The sequence below is a fragment of the Thauera sp. 2A1 genome, assembly GCF_009469595.2.
Taxonomy (GTDB): domain Bacteria; phylum Pseudomonadota; class Gammaproteobacteria; order Burkholderiales; family Rhodocyclaceae; genus Thauera.
This window is the reverse complement of the sequence record NZ_SSXV01000010.1, coordinates 25,993-49,024: the sequence shown is the minus strand read 5'-3', so window position 1 is coordinate 49,024 and position 23,032 is coordinate 25,993. Positions and strand designations below refer to the sequence as shown.

Genomic DNA, 23,032 nt, shown 5'->3' with positions numbered 1-23,032 from the left:
TGCGCGCGGGAACCGTCGTCTGGTCATAGCGCGAGGAAGAGTGCAGGAACCAGCAGCAGTAGCGCACTCCAGTTTTCGTTCGGGATCTCGATCTGCTGCGCCTTGCCCCATGGACCGGGCGGCGTGTCGGGCGCCAGGGTGCGCACCCGCAGGTGCAGGGTTCCAGGCGCAGGACGGGGCAGCACGAGCCGCGACTCGTCCGTCATCTGGTCGATTTCGGGCGCGGTGAAGCCGGCGTCGCGGCTCGCCTGTACCTGGAAGCGCTCTCCCGGCGCGCCGGCGCGCCAGCGCAATTCCAGCTTGTCGCCGTCCATTACCGGTGCTTGAGGCTGCGGCCCCGGGGGCGGTACGGTGAAGCGCTGCGGGTCGGAGTAGGGGCCGCGGCCTTCGGCCGTCGTTTCGAGCGCCACCCGCCAGAAATAGACGCCGGGCGTGAGTGGCTCGGCGGCGATCCATTCGGGCTTGTGCAAATCTGGCGCGTTCACCAGCGGCGCGGCGAAATCGGCCGCTGCGGCAAGCTGGAAGTGGTAGCGCACCGCGTCGTCGCTTCTTGCCCAGCGAAAGGTCGGGTGCTCGTCAACCATCCAGCCGTCGGCGGCCGGCGCGCTGGGGAAAGGCGGCTCGGGCCGCGCGTCGACGACGATTTCGCGTTCGGCGTCGCGGCCTTCCAGGCCGTTTTCGTCCACCGCTCGCACACGGATGCGGTGGATTCCGTCGGGAAGGTCGTCGGTGCTGAGCACATGTGGCGTGGGGCTGCTGCGATCGGACTCGATGACGCCGGCCCCTGCGGTGGCCACGAACTGGCTGCGGTAGGCGCGAGCACCTGCCACGGCCGGGATTTCGACGCGCAGCGGGAGGCGTTCGACACGCTCCGGCAGAATGTCCAGCACCGGCGCGGGCATGAGTGGACGCGCGGTGCCTGGCTCGGCGCCCGCCTGGACGTAGGCGCCGCGGCCTGCGCCGAGCAGGGTCGTTCCCCTGCGGTTGTGCAGCGCGACCGTGCCCTGCAGGGTTTCGTTGCGTGTGCGGCCGGCCGCGCTTGCGACCCGGAAGCGGGTGCCGCGCACCGCTGCCGTCGCTGCCGGGGTCTGGATGACGAAGCGCCCGCCAAGGTTTGCGGCCGGTTTGACCTCGCTCTCGATTTCGCCCTGCTGCAGTTCGAAGCGCACCTGTTGGCCCGACGAAACGGTCAGACGGTTCAATTCGACGAGGCGCAGCATCGAGCCGGCGCCAAGCAGGGCGCGGCTGCCGTCGGGGAACTGCAGCACGGCACTGCCACCGCTGCCGGTGCGCAGCAGGTTCCCCGGCATCAGTAGCATACCGGCCGCTGCCGCCTGGGGCGTGCCATGTTGCCGCTGCAGCAGCACTTCTCCGTGAACGTCGGCGATGATCGCCGTCTGCGGGATGGTGCGCATCCACGCCATCGGGATGCGCAGTGTGGTGCCCGGCTGCAGCGCAGCGGCGCTGTCGCCGATCCCGTTGTACTCCTGGATGCGGGGCCAGTAGGCCATGTCCTTGAGGAAGCGGGAGGTGATGTTCCACGGGTTGTCGCCCTGGCGGATCTGGTAGCGGAATTCCTCCGTCGCCGCGGCAGTGCTCAGACCCAGCACCCAACAGGCGAGGCAGGCCGGCGCCCAGGCCGAGAGCCGCCGCACGGCGCCACGTTGCCGTTCGTGCGCGCTCGCGCGGCGTCGCATCGCCTTGCTCCTGGTGTCCGTCGGACGGTTGATCTGCCGCATTGGAAGCCCTTTCCTGCCGGTCGTGCAAACTGTAGGTGTGGGCGATTATTGCCCGGGCCACGGACGCTGACTACTCGTTGTGGATAGTTTCCGCGCTCTATTTATCGTTGTTCATTCGAACGCGGGCGCGAATGCGCTTGCAGCGCCTCCCCCTGCGGCTGCGCGCGGGCGAGCTCCTCGCGGGTATTCAGGTTGAGGAAGGCGACGGCCTGGTCATCGAAGTTGACCTCCACCGCCCGCAAGCTCTCGTACCAGCCGGCGACCCGGCGTCCGCCTGCGGCGATGTAGCTGTCCAGGTGCGCGAGATGCTCGCGCCGACACAGGCAGAACACCGGGTGCAACTGGTCCTGGGCTCTTGCGAGCGCAACGTCGGCGTCGGCCTGCCGAAGCGCGCCGGCGAGCCGCGACACGAGGTCATGCGGGAAGAAGGGCGCGTCGCACGGGACGGTGACGACCAGTGCATGCGCGGCGCGGCTCAGGGCGGCATGCAGCCCGGCGAGCGGCCCGGCATGGCCGGGGATGTCGTCGCTGAATACCGGGTAGCCGAAAGCCTGCCAGGCGGGGAGGTTGCGGTTGGCGTTGATCAGCACTTCGTCGACCTGGTGCGCGAGGCGATCGAGCACGTGGGCCGCCAGCGGGCGACCATCGAATGTCACCAGTCCCTTGTCCACGCCGCCCATGCGGCGCCCCTCACCGCCGGCCAGCAAGACTCCGGTGATGCCGCCGCCGGCGCTGGGGCGGTCCTGGTCGCGGACGTGGCATTGCGTCGGGTCGGTCACGGCAGGTGGCTCCGGGCGGCAGGCGTGTGTGGTGGCTTGTCCGCAGCATCATGCCAGAAGCGCACACGCCGGTCAGTGCAGCGGTTGTGCGTTCGGGGCAAGCTGCGCCTGCAGGCTACAATGCGGCCATCCCAGCACGGAGCCCGCCATGGCCGAAACCTTCTTCTCCCCCTGCCCGCGCGGCCTCGAAGCCCTGCTGGCCGACGAACTGCGTGCCCTCGGCGCAGACGGCGCGGAGGTGGTGCACGGCGGCGTGCTGTGGCGCGGCGACTGGACGGCCTGCTACCGCGCCAACCTCGAGAGCCGCATCGCCACTCGCGTGCTGTGGCAGGTGGCGCGCGGCCGCTACCGCGCGGAGGTCGACATCTACAAGCTCGCCTACAGCGTGACGTGGGCGAAGTGGTTCACCGCCGACGACACCATCCGCATCTATGTCACCGCGCAGAAGTCGCCGCTGAAGAGCCTGGAGTTCATCACGCTGCGCATCAAGGACGCGGTGTGCGACCACTTCCGCACTGTCGCCGGCAAGCGTCCTAGCGTGGATACGGCAGATCCGGCAGTGCGCATCCATGCCTTCCTGACGGCGGACACCGCGACGCTGTACATCGACACCTCGGGCGAGGCCTTGTACAAGCGCGGCTTCAAGCCGGCGGCGGTGGAGGCGCCACTGAAGGAAAACCTCGCCGCCGGCATCCTGCGCCTGACCGGCTGGCAGCCGGGTGAAGTGCTGCTCGACCCGATGTGCGGCAGCGGCACCTTCCTGCTCGAGGCGGCGCAGATCGCGCTCGACATCGCGCCGGGGCTCGGGCGGCGTTTCGGCTTCGAGCGTTTCCGCCATCTCGACCGGCCGGCGTGGGCCGGCGTGCGCAAGGCGGCCGAGGCGCGGCGGCAGGCGCCGCGCGCCTTGCCCATTTTTGGTTCGGACATCGTCGGCGAGCAGTTGCGGCGCACCCGCACCAATCTCGAGGCGGCCGGCCTGGCCGACTGCGTGAGCCTGGAGCGTGCGGACCTGCTCGAGCGCGTTCCGCCTGCCGCCGGCGGCGTCATGGTGAGCAATCCGCCGTATGGCGTGCGCATCGGCGAGGCCGAGGCGCTGGCAGCGTTCTATCCGCGCCTGGGCGATGCGCTGAAGCAGCGCTGGAGCGGCTGGCGCTGCTTCTTCTTCAGCGGCGATCCGGCCCTGCCCAAGCTGATCGGCCTGAAGGCCAGCCGGCGTACGCCGCTGTTCAATGGCGCGCTGGAATGCCGGCTGCTGGAATACCGCATGGTAGCCGGCAGCATGCGCGACCGCCCGCACGCCGCGCCGGCCGTCGCAGGGCCACAGGCCAGCACCTGAGGGTGTCTCAGACAATGCCGAGGTTCTGGATGCCGGCGCTCATGTCGCGCTCGCCCAGCTTGCTGTTGAGCTTGATCTGCAGCCGCAGGTCATTGACCGAGTCGGCATTGCGCAGCGCGTCCTCGTAGGTGATGAGCTCGGCCTCGTAGAGATCGAACAGCGCCTGGTCGAAGGTCTGCATGCCGAGCTCGCGCGAGCGCTTCATGATCTCCTTGATGCCCGGGATTTCGCCCTTGAAGATCAGGTCGGCGATCAGCGGCGAGTTCAGCATGATCTCCACCGCAGGTACGCGCCCCTTGCGCTCCTTCATCGGCAGCAGCCGCTGCGACACCAGCGCGCGCAGGTTCAGCGACAGGTCCATCAGCAGTTGCTGGCGGCGGTCTTCGGGGAAGAAGTTGATGACCCGGTCGATCGCCTGGTTGGCGCTGTTGGCGTGCAGCGTGGCCAGGCACAGGTGGCCGGTCTCGGCGAAGGCGATGGCGTAGTCCATGGTCTCGCGGTCGCGGATCTCGCCCATCAGGATCACGTCCGGCGCCTGGCGCAGCGTGTTCTTCAGCGCGTTCTCCCAGGAGTCGGTGTCGATGCCCAGTTCGCGCTGCGACACGATGCAGTTCTTGTGCGTATGCACGAACTCGATCGGATCCTCGACGGTGATGATGTGGCCGTACGAATTCTCGTTGCGGTAGTCGACCATCGCTGCGAGCGAGGTCGTCTTGCCCGTGCCGGTGCCGCCGACGAAGATCACCAGGCCGCGCTTGGTCAGGGCGATGTCGCGCAGCACTGGCGGCAGGCAGAGTTCGTCGAAGGTCGGGATCTTCTGCGGAATGGTGCGCAGAACCAGTGCGATGCGTCCCTGCTGCACGTAGGCGTTGGCGCGGAAGCGGCCGATGCCGGCGGGCGAGATCGCGAAGTTGCACTCCTTGGTGGCTTCGAACTCCGCCGCCTGGCGGTCATTCATGATCGCGCGCGCCAGTTCCGCCGTGTGCTGTGGCAACAGCGGCTGGTTCGACTGCGGGATGATGCGACCATCGATCTTGATCGCGGGCGGAAAGCCGGCGTTGATGAAGAGGTCCGAGCCGTTCTTCTGCAGCATCAGCCGCAGCAGGTCGTGCATGAACTTGAGGGCCTGATCGCGTTCCATGTGGTGCTCCTGGCCGCCTGCGCGGCCCTGCGTGAGTTGCCGTGCCGCAGCGCTTCACGCGGCCTTGCGGGCCGCGTTCATCGTGCCGCCATCAACCGGCGAAGTTGTCCTTGTTCTGCGCGCGGACCCGTGCCTCGGCGGCCGACACCACATTGCGTCGCACGAGATCGGCGAGGCACTGGTCCAGCGTCTGCATGCCCACGTTCTGGCCGGTCTGGATCGACGAATACATCTGCGCGATCTTGTTCTCGCGGATCAGGTTGCGGATGGCCGGCGTGCCGATCATGATCTCGTGCGCCGCGACCCGGCCCTGGCCGTCCTTGGTCTTCAGCAGCGTCTGCGAGATCACTGCGCGCAGGGATTCCGAAAGCATCGAGCGCACCATGTCCTTTTCCGCCGCAGGGAAGACGTCGACGATGCGGTCGATGGTCTTGGCCGCCGACGAGGTGTGCAGGGTGCCGAACACCAGGTGGCCGGTCTCGGCGGCGGTGAGCGCGAGGCGGATGGTCTCGAGGTCGCGCATCTCCCCCACCAGGATCACGTCCGGGTCCTCGCGCAGCGCGGCGCGCAGCGCGTTGTTGAAGGACATCGTGTCGCGGTGCACCTCGCGCTGGTTGATCAGACAGCGCTTGGATTCGTGCACGAACTCGATCGGATCCTCTACGGTGAGGATGTGGCCGTACTCGTTCTCATTGACGTAGTCGATCATCGCCGCCAGCGTCGTCGACTTGCCCGAGCCGGTGGGGCCGGTGACCAGCACGATGCCGCGCGGCTGATCGGCGATTTCCTTGAAGATCTTGGGGCAGTTCAGTTCCTCAAGCGTCAGCACCTTGGACGGGATGGTGCGGAAGACCGCGCCTGCGCCGCGGTTCTGGTTGAACGCATTGACGCGGAAGCGGGCGAGGTTGGGCACCGCGAAGGAAAAGTCGCACTCCCAGGTTTCCTCGTACTGCTTGCGCTGCGCGTCGTTCATGATGTCGTACACCATGGCGTGCACATCCTTGTGCTCCATCGGCGGCAGGTTGATGCGGCGCACGTCGCCATGCACGCGGATCATCGGCGGCAGTCCGGCCGACAGGTGGAGGTCGGAAGCCTTGTTCTTGACCGCGAAGGCGAGCAGTTCGGTGATATCCATGTCGGGAGCCGGAGGGGATTGCGCGAGGGAGAGGGCCAGGACGCCGATGCTATACTTCCGGGCGCCCCATGAAGCAGGAACAAGGCCACGAATATATGACAGTAATCGCTGCCAACTTGCAAGCCGTGCGCGAGCGCATCGCCCGCGCCGCGCAGGCCGCGGGGCGTGATCCCGAATCGGTCGCGCTGCTCGCGGTGAGCAAGACCTGGCCGGCCGAAGCGGTGCGCGCGGCGGCCGCCGCGGGTCAGCATGCTTTTGGTGAAAATTACGTGCAGGAAGGCGTGGACAAAGCCGCCGCGCTTGCCGCGCTGGGGCTGGAGTGGCATTTCATCGGTCCGCTGCAGAGCAACAAGACGCGGCAGGTAGCGAATGCCTTTCACTGGGTGCACAGCATCGACCGGCTGAAGATCGCCGAGCGCCTGTCGGCGCAGCGCGACGCACAGCGGTCGCCGCTGAACGTGTGCATCCAGGTCAATGTCAGCGGTGAGGACACCAAGAGCGGCGTGATGCCGCACGAGGCACGCGAACTCGCGCATGCGGTGGCGGCCCTGCCCCGCTTGAGGCTGCGTGGCCTGATGTGCATTCCCGAGCCCACCGCGGACGAAGCGCTGCTGCGCCGTCGCTTTGCCATGCTGCGCGCGCTCAAGGCTGAACTGGTGGCCGAGGGGCTGGCGCTCGACACGCTGTCCATGGGCATGTCGCATGATATCGAGGCGGCGATCGCCGAAGGCGCGACCATCGTGCGCGTCGGCACTGCGATCTTCGGCGCACGCGCGGTGGCTGGCGCGCAGGCCGGGTAGGCTGCGCCGCAGCCGAACGCACCGGATGCAGAAATCGAACGAGAGACACGCATGAAAATTACCTTCCTCGGCGGCGGCAACATGGCCGCCGCGCTGATCGGCGGCATGGTCGAACGCGGCTTTGCAGCGGCTGGCATCCAGGTGGTCGAGCTCGGCGACGAGGCGCGCCAGCGGCTCGCCGACCGTTTCGGCGTGCGCACGGTGCCCGCCTTCGACGATGTGGCGCTGGCCTGCGACGTGATCGTGCTCGCGGTCAAGCCGCAGCAGATGCGGAACGCGCTCGCACTGATCGCCGGCCGCCTGGCGGGCCAGTTGGTGATCAGCATCGCCGCCGGCCTGCGTATCGGCGACCTCGCGCGCTGGCTCGGCGGCGCGGGCGCGCCCTATGCACGCATCGTGCGCTGCATGCCCAACACGCCGGCGTTGATCGGCGCCGGCGTCACCGGCCTGTATGCGGCGCCGTCAGTGGATGGCGCGGGGCGTGAGGCGGCCACGCAGATCCTGTCGGCGGTCGGCAGCGTGGTGTGGGTGGGCGACGAGGCGGCGATCGACGGCGTCACTGCGGTGTCGGGCAGCGGCCCGGCCTATGTGTTCCACTTCATCGAGGCGCTCGAGGCCGCCGGGCGCAAACAGGGCTTCGACGAGCGGACCGCGCGACGGCTCGCGATCGACACGGTGATGGGGGCGGCGAAGCTGGCCGCGGCATCCGACGAGCCGCCCGGCGTGCTGCGTGAGCGCGTGACCTCCAAGGGCGGCACCACCGAAGCGGCGCTCGCCAGCCTGGGCGCGGCCGGCTGGCATGACGCGCTCATTGCCGCGGTGGAGGCCGCAGCGGCGCGCGGGCGCGAGCTCGGCGAGCAACTGGGCCGGGACTGAGCGGCGATGCTGTCCAACATCCTGTTGCTGGTTCTCGACACCGCCGGCGGCTTCCTGACGCTGATGCTGCTGGCGCGCTTCTTCATGCAGTGGCAGCGCGTGTCCTTCCGCAACCAGATCGGCCAGTTCGTCGTCAGCGCCACCGACTGGGTCGTGCGCCCGCTGCGGCGCTTCGTGCCCGGCCTGTTCGGGCTGGATCTGGCCAGCCTGCTGCCGGCCTGGGTGGTGCAGGTGCTGCTGGTGTTCGCCGAGCTCATGCTGAACGGCGCGGTGTTCGGCAGCAATCCGGTGTCGGTCATGCTGGGGCTATGGGGCGTGGGCCTGGTCGAACTGCTGCGGATGGCGGTCTATCTGCTGTTCGGGGTGGTGTTGATGTCGGCGGTGCTGTCATGGGTGAGCCCACACTCGCCGGCGGCGCCGGTGCTCGACGCGCTCGCGGCGCCGTTCCTGAAGCCTTTCCGCCGCGTGATCCCGAGCATCGCCAATGTCGACCTGTCGCCGCTGGTGCTGCTGCTGGTGTTGCAGATCCTGCTCATGGTGATCGCCGGCCTGCGCAACAACTTCGCCCTGCTGCTGTTCCGTAGCTGACACGATGGCTGCGCCAGACGTCGCAAGCTGGCTGCGCCTTGCCGCCGACGGCAGCCTTGTCCTCACGCTGCACATCCAGCCCGGCGCAAAGCAGACCGCCTTCGCCGGCCTGCATGGCGAGGCGATGAAGATCCGCCTTGCCGCGCCACCGGTGGATGGCAAGGCGAATGCGGCGCTGTGCGCCTTCCTGGCGGATTTCTGCGGGGTGCCGAAGTCGGCGGTGACGCTGCTGAGCGGGGAAACGTCGCGTGCCAAGCGCGTCCGCGTGGCGGGCGCGATGCCGGCCGCCATCCACCGCTTGCGTGCGCAGGCCACCTGAGACGACGCGCTGCAGGCGGCCTGCCGTGCGCCCGTGGGCGATCGCGCAGCAAGCGCCTGCCCGGCAAACCGTGCCCGGATGCGCTGGCGCTGCGCCGCCTCAGCCCTCGAACATCACCTGACCTTCGACCAGCGTGTGACGCACCTTGCCCGGCAGCTCCATGCCGAGGAAGGGCGTGTTCTTGCCCTGGCTGCGCAGGTTGTCGCGGGTGATCGTGACGTGCGCGGCGGGGTCGAACACGCAGATGTCGGCGCGCGCGCCGACCGACAGGTGGCCGGCCTTGGTGATGCCAACGATCTTCGCCGCGTCCGAGGTGATGCGCGCCAGGCCATCGCTCAGCGACAGCCCCGCGCGCTCGGCCCATTTCAGCGTCAGCGGCAGCAGCAGCTCCAGGCCGGTCGCACCCGGCTCCGACTCGGCGAACGGCGCCTGCTTGCCATCGTCGTCCACCGGTGTGTGGTCCGAGCACAGCGCGTTGATGCGCCCTTCGGCCAGGCCGCGGCACAGGGCCTCGCGGTCGCGCTGGCTGCGCAGCGGCGGGATCAGGTGGCAGTTGGCGTTGAAGTAGCCGATGTCCATGTCGCACAGATGCACATGGTTGATCGACACGTCGCAGGTGACGTCCATGCCCTCAGCGCGTGCCTGCTCGATCAGCGCAAGGCCGGCGGCGCTCGACAGCCGGGTGATGTGCAGGCGGGCACCGGTGATCTTGGCCAGTTCCAGGTAGGTGTATAGCGCCACCGTTTCGGCCGCGACCGGGATGCCGGCCAGGCCCAGGCGGGTGGCAACCTCGCCGTCGTGCGCATGGCCGCCGCGCGACAGGAAGGGGGCAATGGGCTGCAGCCAGACGCGGAAGCCGAAGGTCGCCGCGTACTGCAGCGCGCGCATCAGCACGGTGGTGTCGACCACCGGCACGTTGGCCTGGGAGAAGGCGACGCAGCCGGCCTCGAGCAGCTCGGCCATCTCCGACAGACGCTCGCCTTTCAGGCCGAGTGTCAGCGCGCCGACCGGATAGACGTGGGCGCGGTTCAGTTTCTTGGCGCGATAGCACAGCATCTCGACCAGGCCGGGCTCGTCCAGCGCCGGATCGGTGTCGGGAGGAATCGCCAGGCTGGTGACCCCGCCTGCCATCGCCGCATCCATCTCGGACTCCAGCGTGGCGCGGTATTCGAAGCCGGGCTCGCGCAGGCGCGCGGCGAGGTCGATGAAGCCGGGTGCCACCACCAGGCCGGAGGCGTCGATGGTGCGCTCGGCGACGAAGCCGTCGGGTGCGCTGCCGAGGCCGACGACCTTGCCTTCGGCGACATAGACGTCCTGCACGCGATCGACGTTGTTGGACGGGTCGACCACGCGGCCGTTGGAAATCAGGATCTTCTTCATGCGCCCTTCCTCAGTTGCTGCCCAGCATGCTCATCACCGCCATGCGCACCGCGATGCCGAAGGTGACCTGCGGCAGGATCACCGCCTGCGCACCGTCGGCCACGGCGGAGTCGATCTCCACGCCGCGATTCATCGGCCCGGGGTGCATCACGATCGCGTCGGGCTTGGCCAGCGCCAGCTTGTCGGCCGTCAGGCCCCAGATCTTGTAGTACTCCTGCGGCGTGGGCAGCAGGGCGCCGTTCATGCGCTCGTTCTGCAGGCGCAGCATCATCACCACGTCCACGCCCTTCATGCCTTCGCGCATGTCGTTGAACACACGCACGCCGAGCTTCCCGACTTCGGTCGGCAGCAATGTCCGCGGGCCGATCACCCGCACCTCGGGCACGCCCAGGGTTGTCAGCGCGGCGATCTGGCTGCGCGCGACGCGCGAGTGCAGCACGTCGCCGACGATGGCCACGGTGAGGTTGGTGAAGTCCCGCTTGAAGTGACGGATGGTGTACATGTCGAGCAGGCCCTGCGTCGGGTGCGCATGGCGCCCGTCGCCGGCGTTGACCACATGGATGTGGTCGCGCCCGGTGTTCTGCAGGTGCTGTGCGATCAGCATCGGCGCGCCGCTGGCGGCGTGGCGCACCACGAACATGTCGGCCTGCATCGCGCACAGGTTGTCGACGGTGTCGAGCAGGCTCTCGCCCTTGGCCGCGGAGCTGGTGTTGATGTTGAGGTTCACCACGTCGGCCGACAACCGCTTGGCGGCGATCTCGAAGGTGGTGCGGGTGCGCGTCGAGTTTTCGAAGAACAGGTTGAACACGCTCTTGCCACGCAGCAGCGGCAGCTTCTTGACCTCGCGCTCGGCCACTTCGGTGAACGGCGCGGCGGTGTCGAGGATGGTGTTGATGATGTCGCGCGGCAACCCGTCCAGCGTGAGCAGGTGCTGAAGTTCGCCGTGCTTGTTGAGTTGGGGATTGCGCATCGGTCAGCCTCGGGTGATCAACTGCAGGGAGAGCGCGCCGTCGGTGGCGCGCTGCAGTTCAAGGTTGTGTGCCGCCGGCAGCGGCTCGGCCAGGGTGTGGGCGCAATAGCGCGCCGCGATCGGCAGCTCGCGGCCGCCGCGGTCGACCAGCACCGCCAGGTCCACGCGCGCAGGGCGGCCGAAGTCGAACAGCTCGTTGAGCGCGGCGCGGGTGGTGCGGCCGGTGTACAGCACGTCGTCGACCAGGATCACCGGGGCGCCATCGACGTCGAACGGGATCTCGGTGCGCTGCGGGCGCGCATGCAGGCCCTTGCTGCCGTAGTCGTCGCGGTAGAAGGACACGTCGATCGCGCCCAGCGGCGCCTGGATGCCGAGCACGTCATGCAGGCGCTCGGCCAGCCACAGGCCGCCGGTGCGGATGCCGACGAGCGCGGTGTCGGCCGTGACATGGGGGCGGATCTGCTCGGCCAGCTCGCGGCAGAGCACTTCGGCGTCAGGGATTTGCATGTCGGTTGCTGTCCAGGAAGGTTTGCAGGATCAGGCGGGCGGCGGCAGCGTCGAGCACCGTCTTGCGCTCGCGCCAGCCGCGCACGCCGGCGTCGGCGAGTTCGGCTTCGGCAGCGAAGGAGGACAGGCGTTCATCCACCGCGAACACCGGGAGCGCGAAGCGGCCGTGCAACTGGTTGGCGAAGCGGCGGCAGCGCGCGCTGAGTTCGTGCTCGCGGCCGTCGAGGTGGGCCGGCAGGCCGACCACCAGCGCCACCGGCCGCCATTCGGCGATCAGCTTGCCGATGGCGGCAAAGCGGGCGTCGTTGGATTCATCGTGCAGCGTGGTCAGGGGCGCGGCGTGGCCGGTCTCGAGTTCGCCGCTGGCGACGCCGATGCGGGCGAGGCCGAAGTCGAAGCCGAGCAGCGTGCCACGGGCGGGCAGGACGGCCTTCGCGGGCTGCGCGGCGCTGGCCGCATCAGGCATGCCCGGCGACCTCGCTGAGCCTGGCGAAATCGACCCCCAGCTTCTGCATTGCGGCGGCCAGGCGCTCCTCGGGTGGCAGCTCGAAGATGATGGCCAGGTCGGCTGCGACGGTGAGCCAGGCGTTGTCGGCAAGCTCCTGCTCGAGCTGGCCGGCGGCCCAGCCGGCGTAGCCGAGGGTGATGAGCACGTCGTGCGGCTCGCCGGTGGTGCCGATCGCCTGCAGGATGTCGCGGCTGCTGGTGAGGCCGACGTCCTCGGTGACGCGCAGCGTGGAGTGCCACTCGCTCATCGGCCGATGCAGCACGAAGCCGCGGTCGGTCTGCACCGGGCCGCCGAAATACACCGGCTGCGTGGCGAAGCCCTGGGCTTCGAGCGGCAGCTCGATGCGCTCGAACAAGGTTGCCAGCGTCATGTCGATCGGCCGGTTGACGATCACGCCCAGCGCGCCCTGTTCGTTGTGTTCCGCGATGTAGGTCAGGGTGCGCGAGAAATGAGGATCGGTCATGCTGGGCATGGCGATCAGGAAGTGGTGCGTGAAATTGGCCGTGGGCGTATCCATGCGCCGCATTTTACGCCCTGTCCGGCGCGAGGTGTCGGGCGGCGGGACATCGGCCATAATCCGCCCGATTTCCGCCCGATTTCCGCCTCATTGGCACCCCATTTCAACCCCAATTCAGCTCACCTCGCCGCGCCTTCCGCCGCCGATGAACGATCCGCACCTGCCCTCCGCCCTCGTCTGGTTCCGCCGCGACCTGCGCTGCCACGACCACGCCGCGCTATACCACGCCCTGCGCAGTGCCGGTCGCGTGTTCTGCGTCTTCGTCTTCGATACCGAGATCCTCGACGCGCTGCCCGACCGCCGCGACCGCAGGGTCGAGTTCATCCATGCTGCGGTCACCGAACTCGATCGTGGCCTCGACGCGCTGGCGCGTGAAGCCGGGGGCGTGGGCGGCGGTCTCATCGTGCGCCACGGCCGCGCGGACGAGTTGATCCCGCAGCTCGCGCGTGAGCTCGGGGTGGCCAAGGTCTTCACCAACCGCGACTACGATCCGGCGGCGCTTGCGCGCGACCGCCGCGTCGCCGAACGCCTGGCCGCCGACGGCATCGGCTACGCCGATTTCAAGGACCAGGTGATCTTCGAGTGCGACGAGGTGCTGACCCAGGCGGGGCAGCCCTTCAGCGTGTTCACGCCCTACAAGAACGCCTGGCTGCGCAAGCTCGACAACTTCTACCTGCAGGCGTATCCGGTGGCGAAATACGCGGCGCGGTTGGCGCCACCGCCCGTCGGGGCGGGGCTGCCGGCGCTGGTCACACTGGGTTTCGAATCCACCAACCTGTCCGCCCTGCGCCTGCCGCTGGGGATGTCGGGCGGGCGCCGGCTGTTCGGCGAGTTCTGCGAGCGCATCGACCGCTACCGGGATGCGCGCGATTTTCCCGCGGTGAAGGGCGTGTCCTACCTGTCGCCGCACCTGCGCTTCGGCACCGTATCGATCCGCGAACTCGCGGCCTACGCCTGGCATCGTGGCGGCGCGGGCGCCGAGACCTGGTTGTCGGAGCTGGTGTGGCGCGACTTCTACCACATGATCCTGTGGCATCACCCGCGCGTGGTCGGGGCCTCGTTCCGGCCGGAATACGACCGCATCCGCTGGGACGATGCGCCGGAGCTCCTCGCCGCGTGGTGCGAGGGACGCACCGGCTACCCGATCGTGGATGCGGCGATGCGTCAGCTCGAGCAGACCGGCTACATGCACAACCGGTTGCGCATGATCGTCGCCTCCTTCCTCACCAAGGATCTGGGCATCGACTGGCGGCTCGGCGAGCGCCATTTCGCCGCCAAGCTGCTCGACTACGATCTGGCGGCGAACAATGGCGGCTGGCAGTGGGCGGCGTCGTCCGGCTGTGATGCGCAACCCTGGTTCCGCATCTTCAACCCGGTGACGCAGTCCGAGAAGTTCGACGCGCAGGGCCGCTTCATCCGCCGCTACTTGCCCGAGCTCGAGCGCGTGCCGGACAAGTTCATCCACGCGCCGTGGAAGATGGGCGGCATCGACCAGCAGGCGGCGCGCGTCGGCATCGGCCGGGATTATCCGGCGCCGGTCGTCGACCACGCCGCCGCACGCGAGCGCACGCTGGCGCGCTTCGCCGTGGTCAAAGGCTGATGCGCCGCCGGATTCAGGCCGGCGCGGATTCCGGCCGGTACTCGCGGCCGGTATAGCCGGCCAGCAGCGTGAGCAGTTCCTCTTCCTGGTAAGGCTTGCCGAGGTAGTGGTTGGCGCCGACCTCGGCGGCGTAGCTGCGATGCTTTTCCGCCAGACGCGAGGTGATCATGATCACCGGCAGGTCGCGGGTGCGCGCATCGCTGCGGATGTTGCGCACCAGGTCGAAGCCGTCCATGCGCGGCATCTCGATGTCCGACAGCACGACGTCTGGCAGCGTCTCGACCAGTTTTTCGAGCGCGTCGACGCCGTCCTTGGCGGTGATGACGCGGTAGCCCTCGCGCTCGAGCAGCCGGCCGGTGACCTTGCGCACGGTCAGCGAATCATCGACCACCAGCACGGTCGGCACGTGGGCCGGATGGCCGCCGCTGCCGGGCACCGCCTCGATGCCTGCATCCTGGCCCAGGCCGCGGCTGGCGAGGGCGACCGGGTTGAGGATCAGCACGATCTCGCCGTCACCCAGCACCGTGGCGCCAGACATGCCGACGATGCGGGTGAGCTGCGGGCCGGCGTTCTTGACCACGATCTCCTGGTTGCCGCGCAGTGCATCGACGTGCAGCGCCAGCGTCTGGGCGCCGGCGCGCAGCAGCAGCAGCCAGTTGTAGCGCTGCTCCTCGGGCTGCGTCTGGTTGTCGCCCAGCAGGCGCGGCAGGTAGCGGTAGGCGTAGTGCTCGCCCAGCCATTCGGTGCCGTGCTCGGCCTGCACGCGACGCAGCGCGTCGCTCTTCAGCTCCATCACCTGCGCCACCATGCTCGACGGGATGGCGTAGGTGCGGCCGGCGGCGCGCACCAGCAGCGCCTGGGTGACGGCGAGCGTCAGCGGCAGGTGGATGAGGAAGGTCGTGCCTTCGCCCTGCCGGCTCCTGACGTCGATGCGACCGCCCACTGCGGCCGTCTGCGCCTTCACCACGTCCATGCCGACGCCGCGGCCCGATACCGCCGAAACTGCGTGTGCAGTGGAGAAACCGGGCAGGAAGATCAGGTTGGTCAGGCGCCGCAAGTCGACCTGCTCGTGGGCTTCGATCAGGCCGCTGGCGCGTGCGCGCGCCTCGATGCGCGCGAAATCCAGGCCGGTACCGTCGTCAGTGAGCTCGATCGCGATCTCGTTGCCTTCCTGGCGCACGCTCAGGCTGAGCTGGCCGATCTCGGGCTTGCCTGCGGCACGGCGTCGCTCGGGCGTCTCGATGCCATGCGCCACCGCGTTGCGCAGCAGGTGCTCGAGCGGTGCCGCCATCTGCTCGAGCACGCTGCGATCGACCTCGATGCGGCCGCCGCGCAGGTCGAGGTGGGCGCGCTTGCCCAGTTCCCTGGCGCTCTGCCGCACCACGCGGTACAGGCGGTCGGCGAGGCTGTCGAAGGGCAGCATGCGCACCCGCATCAGGGCCTGCTGCAGTTCGCGCGACTGGCGCGCCTGGCTGTTGAGCGCGAGGTCGGCACCGTCGAGGTTGTGCAGCAAAGCCTGCTGCACGGTGGTGACGTCGTTGACGCTCTCGGCCAGCATGCGGGTGAGTTCCTGCAGACGGGTGTAGCGGTCCATCTCCAGCGGGTCGAACTCGCCGTGGTGCGCGTCGCTGCGCGCGATGCGCGACTGCATCTGCATGTCGGCCTGCAGCTCGACTTCGCGCAACTGGTTGCGCAGGCGGATGACGTTGTCGGTGAGCTCGAGCAGGCCGCCGCGCAGCGTGCGCAGCTCGCCCTCGATGCGGGTGCGGGCGATGCCGATCTCGCCCGCCTGATTGACGAAGCGGTCGATCAGGTCGGCCCGCACGCGCAGCGTCGCCGCGGGCCCGGCCTCCGCTTCGGCCGCCGCCGGGGCGGCGGTGAGCATCACATCGGGCACGGCTTCGGGCATTGCCGGCGCGGCCTGCGCCGGCATCGGTTCGCCGGCCGCCAGTGCGTCGATCATCAGCTCGGCGGCATCGATGCCGGCGGCCAGTTCCTCGATCAGCGGCTGGCCAGCACGATCGCCCTCGAGCCGGGATTCGAGCTGATGCAGGTGCTCGCCCAAGGCCATGGCGCCCGCCATGCGCGCGCTGCCCTTGAGCGAGTGCAGCAGGCGCGCCACCGACAGGCGCTGGCTGCCGTCGTCCGGCGAGGCGTCCCAGGCGCGCAGCGTGGCGTGGAGTTCCCCCAGCAGGTCGGCCGCCTCTTCGAGGAAGAGCGGCAGCAACTGCGTGTCGATGTCATCCTGCGGTGCGGCCTCGGCCGTCGCCGCCACCGGCATGGCGGGCGTGTGAGCGACGGGTTCGGCCGCGGCCTGCGGCTGCATGACTGATTCTTCGGCTGCGATCGCGGCGCCCTCGTCCGGCGCGGCGGGGGCCCGGCTGGTCCGCATTTCAGGCGCAGGGGCACGGCCGCAGGTGTCGAGGGCCTGCTCCAGCGTGGGGTCGGAGGCGGGCATGCGCAGCGCCAGCACTTCGCCCAGCATCGCCTGCAGTGTTGCCGCACTGGCTGACAACAGCGCCAGCTCGTCATCGAGCGGCGGACGTCCGACATGGCGCACGCGTTCGATCGCATGCTCCAGCGCGCGTCCCAGCGTGTGCAGGGGGGTGAGCCTCGCAGTGCCCGAAATGCCCGCCAGCGTATGCACCGCGCGCAGGGCGTTGTCGGGCGGCAGCAGCGCGCGATTGGCGGCCAGGCGGGCGAATTCCTCGTGCAGCGTGGCGAGGTGCGCGGCGGCTTCCGTCCGGTAAAGATCGTACAGCGCCGGCGACATGTCCGCGTCACCAATCCGCACCGAGTCGGGCGCGGAGGAGGTCGCCGCAGCCTCGGGCGCTCCGGCCTCGGGCGCCCCGGCCTCCACGGTTGCGACGGAAGGCTCGTCGGCGAACCCGAGCGCGGCAGGTTCGAGCTCGAACTCCTCCAGGGGCTCGAGCGGCGCAAGGGCAGCGCTGTCGTCGCCGGCGGGCAGCGGCAGGATCTCGCCGGTGGCTGCCAGATCCAGGCTGGGAAAGCTCAGTTCGGGTGCGGCGGCCGTCGTGCCGGGTGTGCCCTCGTCGCCTTGCAGCGTTGTCACCGGCTCGGGTGTGTCGAGCGCAGCCGGAGTGAGCTCGCCGAATGCGGCCAGCGTGGGCTCGCCGAACGTGCCCGGGAAGGGCTCGCCGAACGTGCCCGGCTCGACGGGCGGCGTTTCGGCATTGCGCAGGCGCTCGGCTTCGGCGACGACGACGCCGGCGTCACGTCCCTGTGGTCCGCCGGCCTCGAGCTGCGCCACCCAGGCGGTGAAGAGCTGGCGCGCGGCGTCGATCAGGTGGTGCAGGGCCGGTGTCGGCAGCCATTCGAGCTGCAGCCAGCGGTTGAGTGTCTGCTCCACGGCCCACGCGGCTTCGCCGATTTCGCCCAGGCCGACCATGCGGCCGCTGCCCTTCAGCGTATGGAAGCCGCGCCGGATCACGGTCAGGTGGGCCGGATCCTGCGGCTCGCTGCGTGACAGTTCGAGGTGCTCGCCGATCGAGGACAGCACGTCGTAGGCTTCCTCGATGAAGATGCCGAGCAGCTCGGCGTCGATTGCGGCATCGTTCGGCGCCGGCTCCACTGCGGCTGCGGCAGACGGGGGCGCGGCGACCGCGAGGGCTTCGGCCGGAGCGGCGGGCGCAGGCCATTCAGGTGTCCCGCCGGCAGGCATTTCCGGCTGCGCTGCAGTGACTTCGGCTGGGCCGGACGTCGGTGCCGCGAGTGCGGGCTCGTTGGCCGGGACTGGCGAGGGCATGGGGTCGGGCGCGTGCTCCTCACCGACGGTAGCCAACGCTTCGGCGCCTTCCAATGGCGCAGGCACCGGCGCGGACGTGGCGGGCGCGGCGTGTTCCGTGTGTTGATCGAGGGCGGCACGTGCGGCAGCCGCGGCAGCCGGGTGAGGCGTCGCGCTGTCCTCGGACGTCAGCGTTGCGCCAGCTTCGGCCCGGGCTTCGGGCGTCGGGGCTTCGGCAGAGGGTGTCGCGGCGCCGGGCTCGAGGAGGGCGTGCAGGTCGGCGCGCTTGTGCGGCAATGACTCGATGAAGAAACCCAGCGCGGACAGCTTGTGCGCCAGTTCCTCGAAGGCCGCCTGGTCAGGCGCGGCGTCGGGTGCGGCGAAATGCGCGACGTGGACGCTGGCGGCGCGCATCAGCTCGATCGCCTCCGTTTCGCCGAGCAGGCTCAGCGCACCGAGGATCTGTTGCATCGGACGGTTAAGCTCGCCGAGCGCCGCGCGCTTTTGCGGATTGCGGAAGAAGTCGTCCAGCGTCTGCTCGATCTGCGCCAGGCTGGACAGCATCTCCTTTGCGAGTTGCGCGAGGGCTTCGCGCTCGTGTGCGCGTGCGCCGCTGTCGCCGGCTGAGATGGGCTGCGGTGCCAGGGTTTCGCCGCGGCGCAGCGCCGCCAGGCGCGCCAGCGTGGCATCCGTTTCGGCAGCCAGGCTGGTGTCGGTCGTGCCGGGCGCGATCGCGCCCTCGATCTGCAGCAGTACGCCGGCCACCTCGAAGGCGATGCTGTCGGAGAACTTCAGCGGATCGTGGCGCAGCCAGCGGGTGAAATCGACCAGGCCGCCGACCAGCCGCTCGACACCCGGGCGGGCAAGGCTGGTGGCCGTCCGGGCGAACTCGCCGAGCTCGTCCTCGAAATGCGCCAGGGCGATCGCCGTGCCGGCGCAGAAGGCGTCCCACTGCATGCGCATCGCCCCCAGCCGGTTGCGCAACGCCTGCAGCAGTGGTGCGAGAGGGACTTCGCTGACGCTCGCGCCAGGCGCCGGCAGCAGCGCGTCGAGCCGCCAGCAGGCGCGGATGGCACGCTGCTGCTCGGTCGTCGCCGGCGCGGTGGCGACGTGATAGAGGATTTCGCGCAGCAGCCGTTCGGGCGTTGCGTTGTTGCCGCTCATCAGGCGGCGGAACTGCGCGTCGATCTGCGCGCACAGTTTCTTCACGCCCGCGTCCGCCGCGACAGTGCCGGCGATCAGCGCGTCGAAGAAGCCCAGGCTGGCCCACCACAGCGCGCGCGCCGCGCCTGTGGGTTGCAGCGCCTCGACGGCGACGATCGCCTCGCGCATCTGGGCAGCGCCGTTGCCGGCGGCGCCCTTGCGCAGCCACTCGAGCAGGCCGCGCTCGAAGCGAGCGCGCGCACCGCGCAGCATCGCCTGCGCCTCGTCCGGGGTCGTCAAGGACTCTTCACGCCGAGGCGGGCGCAGGCTGAGGTCGGGGTGGAACAGGTCGAGCGCGCCGCCCGAGGGTTGGCCGCGCGCCGCCGCGATCGCGTCGTGGAGAGGCGCCAGGCGCAGGGGCTGGTCGGGCACGCCCTGCACCAGTTCCTCGAGGTAGTTGCCGAGCGCGGCCAGCGCGCGCAGCCCGACGCCGAGGTTGTGCCCGTCGGGCTGCACCACGCCGCGCGCCATGTCGCCGAGCAGCAGGCCTGCCGCTTCGGCGAACTGCGTGAGTCCGTCGAGCCCGACGATGGAGAGTGCCCCGCGCACCTGGTTCAGGTGGGTCTGCGCGAACTGCACGCGGACCGCCGGGTCGCCGGCGCTGCCGGCCTGCTCGAGCGCTTCCCGCGCGCGCGCAAGCGCGGCGTCGATCTCGCCCTTGACCCAGTTCAGCGGCCCGAGATCCGTTTCGATCGCATTTGTCATGAATGCTCCCGCAGGTGGCGCGTCGCGCGGTGCGTGGTCAGACCTTGAAGCCGGAAACCGAGCCCTTCAGCTCCACCGCCAGGTCGGCAAGCTGGCCGATGGATACCGCGGTCTGCTTGGTGCCCAGCGTGGTCTGTTCGGTGATGCTCAGGATGTCGCGCATCGTTGCCGCCACCCGGCTCGCGGTCGCCGCCTGCTGCTGCGTGTCGGACGAGATCTGCTCGATCAGGCGCGCGGTTTCCAGCGATACGTCGCCGATCTCGGCGAGCGCCTGGCCGGCGGCGTCAGTCAGGCGCGCGCCATCGACCACGTCGCGGGTGGCGTTTTCCATTGCGCCGACCGCGTCCTGGGTGTCGGTCTGGATGGTCTTGACGATGGCGGCGATCTGCTTGGTGGCCTCGGCCGAGCGTTCGGCCAGGCGCTGCACTTCCTCGGCCACCACGGTGAAGCCGCGCCCGGCTTCACCCGCGGAGGCCGCCTGGATCGCCGCATTGAGCGCCAGCACGTTGGTCTGCTCGGTGATGTCGGAAATCAGCTCGACGATCTCGCCGATCTCCTGCGATGACTCGCCGAGGCGCTTGATGCGCTTCGCGGTCTCCTGGATCTTGTCGCGGATGTCGTTCATGCCCTCGATGGTGTTCTCCACCGCGCCCGCACCCTTGCGTGCGGCGTCGAGCGAGCGCCGCGCCACCTGCGCGGATTCCAGCGCGCGCTCGGACGAGGCGGTCATCGATTCGGCCATGCGCTGCGCGGTGGTGCCTGCATTCTCGATCTCCTGCGATTGACTTTCGGTGGCGGCGAGCAATTCGTTGGAGGTGCGCTGCGCGGATTCGGTGGCGGCGGTCACGCGGCTGGCGGCATCGTTGATGCGGCGCACCAGCACCGAGAGTTCCTCGATCGTGTAGTTCACCGAGTCGGCAATGGCGCCGGTGATGTCCTCGGTCACGGTGGCGCGCACCGTCAGGTCGCCGTCGGCGAGGTCGCCCATCTCGTTCATCAGGCGCAGGATCGCTTGCTGCGTCAGGTTGCGTTCGTTCTCCGCCGTCTGGCGCTGGTTTTCCGCTTCCGCACGGCGCGCGGCGGCGTCAGCGTTGTACAGGCGCGCCATGCGCACCAGCACCGCCACCGCCAGCAACGCCGCGAGCACGATCGCCAGCGTGATCATGTTGGGCCCGCGATACGCGTCGGCCAGGCTGGAGGCCAGTTCCTTGCTGTGGGCGAGCAGCGGCACCGAATCGCGCGAGATGCGGCTGCCCGCCTGCTTGGCCTGCACCAGCAGGCGAATGTCGCCCAGGATGCCGGCGACCGCCCGCAGGCTGCCTTGCGCAGCGGCGTCGAGTTCGGCGACACGGGTCTGGAACTCGGCATCGCCCCTCATCTGCGCCGTGCGCTCGAGTTGTTCGCGCAGGGTGTTCGCGTCCTTGCCGAGGGCGACGGCGACATCGGGGTCGATCGCGTCGGCCACGCGCAGCGCGTTGGCGTTCTTGGCGATGCGCTGGGTCAGCATCACCGTGCCGTTGGTGGTGGCGATGTCGCGCGGATTGGCGCCGGCATGCAGCGCGAGTGCGGCGACCTGCTCGGACAGTGCGAGCAAGCGTGCGTTGTCGGCGTTGATGGCGGCGACCGCCGCGTTCAGCGTCACCAGGTTCTTCTGCTGCGACAGCAGTTGCGTGGTGTCGTGATCGGTCTGCCGCCAGGCTTCGGACAGCGCATCGAGTTGCGGACGCACGGCGTCGGGAATCGCCGGGACATGGGCATCGTCGAGATCCCCGCCTTCGCGCAGGGTCTGCACGAGGCTGGCGAAGCGGCTGCGACCTGCCTGCAGTTCGGCGAAGGCGCCGGCATTGCCCAGCAGGGCTTGCTGCGCCGCCTTCGCGACCTGCTGCGACAGCATCTGCATCTCGGTCGCGGCGGCGACGTGCCAGGTCGCATCGGCAGAGCGCCGGCCCTGGTACACCGCGAGCGCGGCCGTCACCAGCGCCAGCACGGCAAACACGGTGCCGAGCCGGCGCATCTGCTGCGGAAACGCACGCGTGGCTGCGGCCGCACCGGCGACCGGGGTGGCGCTGGGCAGGGGCGTCGTGTCGAGGATGCGGGTGTCTTCAGCCGTGGAAGAGGCGTCAGTCGTCTTCTTCCTGCCGAGCGAGAACTTCAGGGCCATGTTGCGTGCTCCGCCGCGAGGGCTAGATCCTGTGCTGCCGCGCTTGCGGCAGGTGTTGATTCGGAGGTGGGGAAGGCGGGCCGCGCCCGTCCGTCCTGGAAAGCTGTGTGCGTCACTGCCGTCACTCGAGGCTGGCGTCGAGGAAGTCCGCCTGCGCCAGCAGCACGCCCGCATCGAGCTGCAGCCAGGGCCGGCCTTGCAGGTCGCGCAGCCGGCGCGTGACCCAGGGGCGCGCGTCGGGCGTGGGGTCGGGCTCGGCCTCGAAATCGTCGTGGCTGCGCAGGCCGGCGATGCGCGAGACGAGCAGCGCGCAGTGGACGCCATGGTGCGCGCCGACCAGCAGCAGGCGGGCCGCCCCCGAGGGCACCGTGGGCGGGTTGTGGTTGAACAGGGCGAAATCGATCACCCCGTACAGCGTGCCGCGCACGTTGGCCAGGCCGAGGTACCAGGGCTGCGTCAGTGGCACCGGCGACAGCGGCGGCGGCGGCAGGATCTCGCCCGATGCGGCGAGATCGATCAGGCAGTTCATGCTGCCCGCCTGGAAACCGAGCAGCCCGCGGCGTTCGCCCGTCTTTGCCTCCGCCAGTCGCTTGGCGAGGTTTGCCTGGAACTCGCGCAGGCTGATGCGTCTGGACATCGCCGCTCAGCCCAGTGCCTTGATGCGGGCGAGCAGATCGGCATGATCGACCGGCTTCACGAGGTAATCGTAGGCGCCCTGGCGCATGCCCCAGATCTTGTCGGTCTCGAGCCCCTTGCTGGTGCACATGATGATGGGGATGCGACGCGTCGCCTCGTTGCGCGAGATCGTGCGCGTGGCCTGGTAGCCGTTCATGCCGGGCATGACGACGTCCATCAGGATGAGATCGGGCTGCTCGAGCTGGCTTTTGGCGATGGCGTCATCGCCGCTTTCCGCGGTGACGACGCGGTAGCCGTGCTTGGCGAGCACCTCGGTGAGGGCCAGCCGCTCGGTGGGCGAATCGTCCACCACCAGGATTTTGCTGATCGTCATGGGCGTTGCGGTCG

The 23,032-nt window shown here is 69.4% G+C and carries 19 protein-coding genes; 6 read left to right on the top strand and 13 right to left on the bottom strand.

What is annotated here, in order from left to right:
- Positions 1-23 precede the first annotated feature (23 nt).
- Positions 24-1,697 carry a FecR domain-containing protein gene (locus GH664_RS11080; RefSeq protein ID WP_194270383.1) on the bottom strand — a complete coding sequence of 558 codons (1,674 nt, stop codon included), beginning with the start codon at positions 1,695-1,697 and terminating at the stop codon, positions 24-26.
- A 143-nt stretch (positions 1,698-1,840) separates the two neighbouring features.
- Positions 1,841-2,518, bottom strand: coding sequence for a molybdenum cofactor guanylyltransferase MobA (gene mobA, locus GH664_RS11075; RefSeq protein ID WP_228111472.1), 678 nt, complete (start codon positions 2,516-2,518; stop codon positions 1,841-1,843).
- A gap of 148 nt (positions 2,519-2,666) precedes the next feature.
- Between mobA and GH664_RS11070 the strand changes: the two genes are divergently transcribed.
- Positions 2,667-3,854, top strand: a complete 1,188-nt coding sequence (locus GH664_RS11070) for a class I SAM-dependent RNA methyltransferase (protein ID WP_153168127.1) — start codon at positions 2,667-2,669, stop codon at positions 3,852-3,854.
- Between the two features lie 7 nt (positions 3,855-3,861).
- Here the strand turns inward: GH664_RS11070 and GH664_RS11065 are convergent, their stop codons facing one another.
- Together GH664_RS11065 and GH664_RS11060 are read right to left on the bottom strand one after the other, a co-directional pair.
- Positions 3,862-4,995 carry a PilT/PilU family type 4a pilus ATPase gene (locus tag GH664_RS11065; RefSeq protein WP_153168126.1) on the bottom strand — a complete coding sequence of 378 codons (1,134 nt, stop codon included), beginning with the start codon at positions 4,993-4,995 and terminating at the stop codon, positions 3,862-3,864.
- Between the two features lie 91 nt (positions 4,996-5,086).
- Entirely contained in the window at positions 5,087-6,130 is a 1,044-nt protein-coding gene (locus GH664_RS11060) for a type IV pilus twitching motility protein PilT (RefSeq protein ID WP_153168125.1), read from the bottom strand.
- A gap of 95 nt (positions 6,131-6,225) precedes the next feature.
- Here GH664_RS11060 and GH664_RS11055 point away from each other — a divergent pair, with 95 nt between their 5' ends.
- Genes GH664_RS11055 through GH664_RS11040 form a run of 4 tightly spaced genes read left to right on the top strand, consistent with a single transcriptional unit; the run spans position 6,226 to position 8,713 of the window.
- Positions 6,226-6,930, top strand: coding sequence for a YggS family pyridoxal phosphate-dependent enzyme (locus GH664_RS11055; RefSeq protein ID WP_153168124.1), 705 nt, complete (start codon positions 6,226-6,228; stop codon positions 6,928-6,930).
- 51 nt (positions 6,931-6,981) lie between these two features.
- Positions 6,982-7,806: a pyrroline-5-carboxylate reductase gene (gene proC / locus GH664_RS11050; RefSeq protein ID WP_153168123.1), complete on the top strand. Its 825-nt coding sequence runs from the start codon at positions 6,982-6,984 to the stop codon at positions 7,804-7,806.
- A gap of 6 nt (positions 7,807-7,812) precedes the next feature.
- Positions 7,813-8,394, top strand: a complete 582-nt coding sequence (locus GH664_RS11045; protein WP_153168122.1) for a YggT family protein — start codon at positions 7,813-7,815, stop codon at positions 8,392-8,394.
- Positions 8,395-8,398: 4 nt separating this feature from the next.
- Positions 8,399-8,713, top strand: a complete 315-nt coding sequence (locus tag GH664_RS11040) for a DUF167 domain-containing protein (protein WP_153168121.1) — start codon at positions 8,399-8,401, stop codon at positions 8,711-8,713.
- Positions 8,714-8,812: 99 nt separating this feature from the next.
- On the opposite strand, the gene GH664_RS11035 is transcribed toward GH664_RS11040, so the two are convergent.
- The 5 genes from GH664_RS11035 to GH664_RS11015 are packed head-to-tail and all read right to left on the bottom strand — an operon-like array spanning position 8,813 to position 12,595.
- On the bottom strand, positions 8,813-10,093 hold the full coding sequence (locus GH664_RS11035; RefSeq protein ID WP_153168120.1) for a dihydroorotase: 1,281 nt from the start codon (positions 10,091-10,093) through the stop codon (positions 8,813-8,815).
- 10 nt (positions 10,094-10,103) lie between these two features.
- Complete coding sequence (locus tag GH664_RS11030; protein WP_153168119.1) at positions 10,104-11,063, bottom strand: aspartate carbamoyltransferase catalytic subunit; 960 nt, start codon at positions 11,061-11,063, stop codon at positions 10,104-10,106.
- Positions 11,064-11,066: 3 nt separating this feature from the next.
- Complete coding sequence (pyrR, locus tag GH664_RS11025) at positions 11,067-11,570, bottom strand: bifunctional pyr operon transcriptional regulator/uracil phosphoribosyltransferase PyrR (protein WP_153168118.1); 504 nt, start codon at positions 11,568-11,570, stop codon at positions 11,067-11,069.
- Positions 11,557-12,036, bottom strand: a complete 480-nt coding sequence (gene ruvX / locus GH664_RS11020; protein WP_153168117.1) for a Holliday junction resolvase RuvX — start codon at positions 12,034-12,036, stop codon at positions 11,557-11,559. The genes pyrR and ruvX overlap by 14 nt, the downstream gene beginning before the upstream one ends.
- The gene (locus GH664_RS11015; protein WP_153168116.1) at positions 12,029-12,595 is read right to left on the bottom strand and encodes a YqgE/AlgH family protein; all 567 of its coding nucleotides are present in this window, start codon (positions 12,593-12,595) and stop codon (positions 12,029-12,031) included. Before GH664_RS11015 ends, ruvX begins: the two co-directional genes overlap by 8 nt.
- Before the next feature lie 160 nt (positions 12,596-12,755).
- Between GH664_RS11015 and GH664_RS11010 the strand changes: the two genes are divergently transcribed.
- Complete coding sequence (locus GH664_RS11010) at positions 12,756-14,195, top strand: deoxyribodipyrimidine photo-lyase (protein WP_153168210.1); 1,440 nt, start codon at positions 12,756-12,758, stop codon at positions 14,193-14,195.
- 13 nt (positions 14,196-14,208) lie between these two features.
- On the opposite strand, the gene GH664_RS11005 is transcribed toward GH664_RS11010, so the two are convergent.
- From GH664_RS11005 to GH664_RS10990, 4 genes are all read right to left on the bottom strand, one after another.
- Entirely contained in the window at positions 14,209-19,848 is a 5,640-nt protein-coding gene (locus GH664_RS11005; protein ID WP_153168115.1) for an Hpt domain-containing protein, read from the bottom strand.
- Positions 19,849-19,885: 37 nt separating this feature from the next.
- Positions 19,886-22,009 (bottom strand): methyl-accepting chemotaxis protein, encoded by a 2,124-nt coding sequence (locus GH664_RS11000; protein WP_153168114.1) that lies wholly within the window; start codon positions 22,007-22,009, stop codon positions 19,886-19,888.
- Positions 22,010-22,130: 121 nt separating this feature from the next.
- Entirely contained in the window at positions 22,131-22,646 is a 516-nt protein-coding gene (locus tag GH664_RS10995; RefSeq protein WP_153168113.1) for a chemotaxis protein CheW, read from the bottom strand.
- A 6-nt stretch (positions 22,647-22,652) separates the two neighbouring features.
- Positions 22,653-23,018 (bottom strand): PleD family two-component system response regulator, encoded by a 366-nt coding sequence (locus tag GH664_RS10990; RefSeq protein ID WP_153168112.1) that lies wholly within the window; start codon positions 23,016-23,018, stop codon positions 22,653-22,655.
- Between the last annotated feature and the right edge of the window lie 14 nt (positions 23,019-23,032).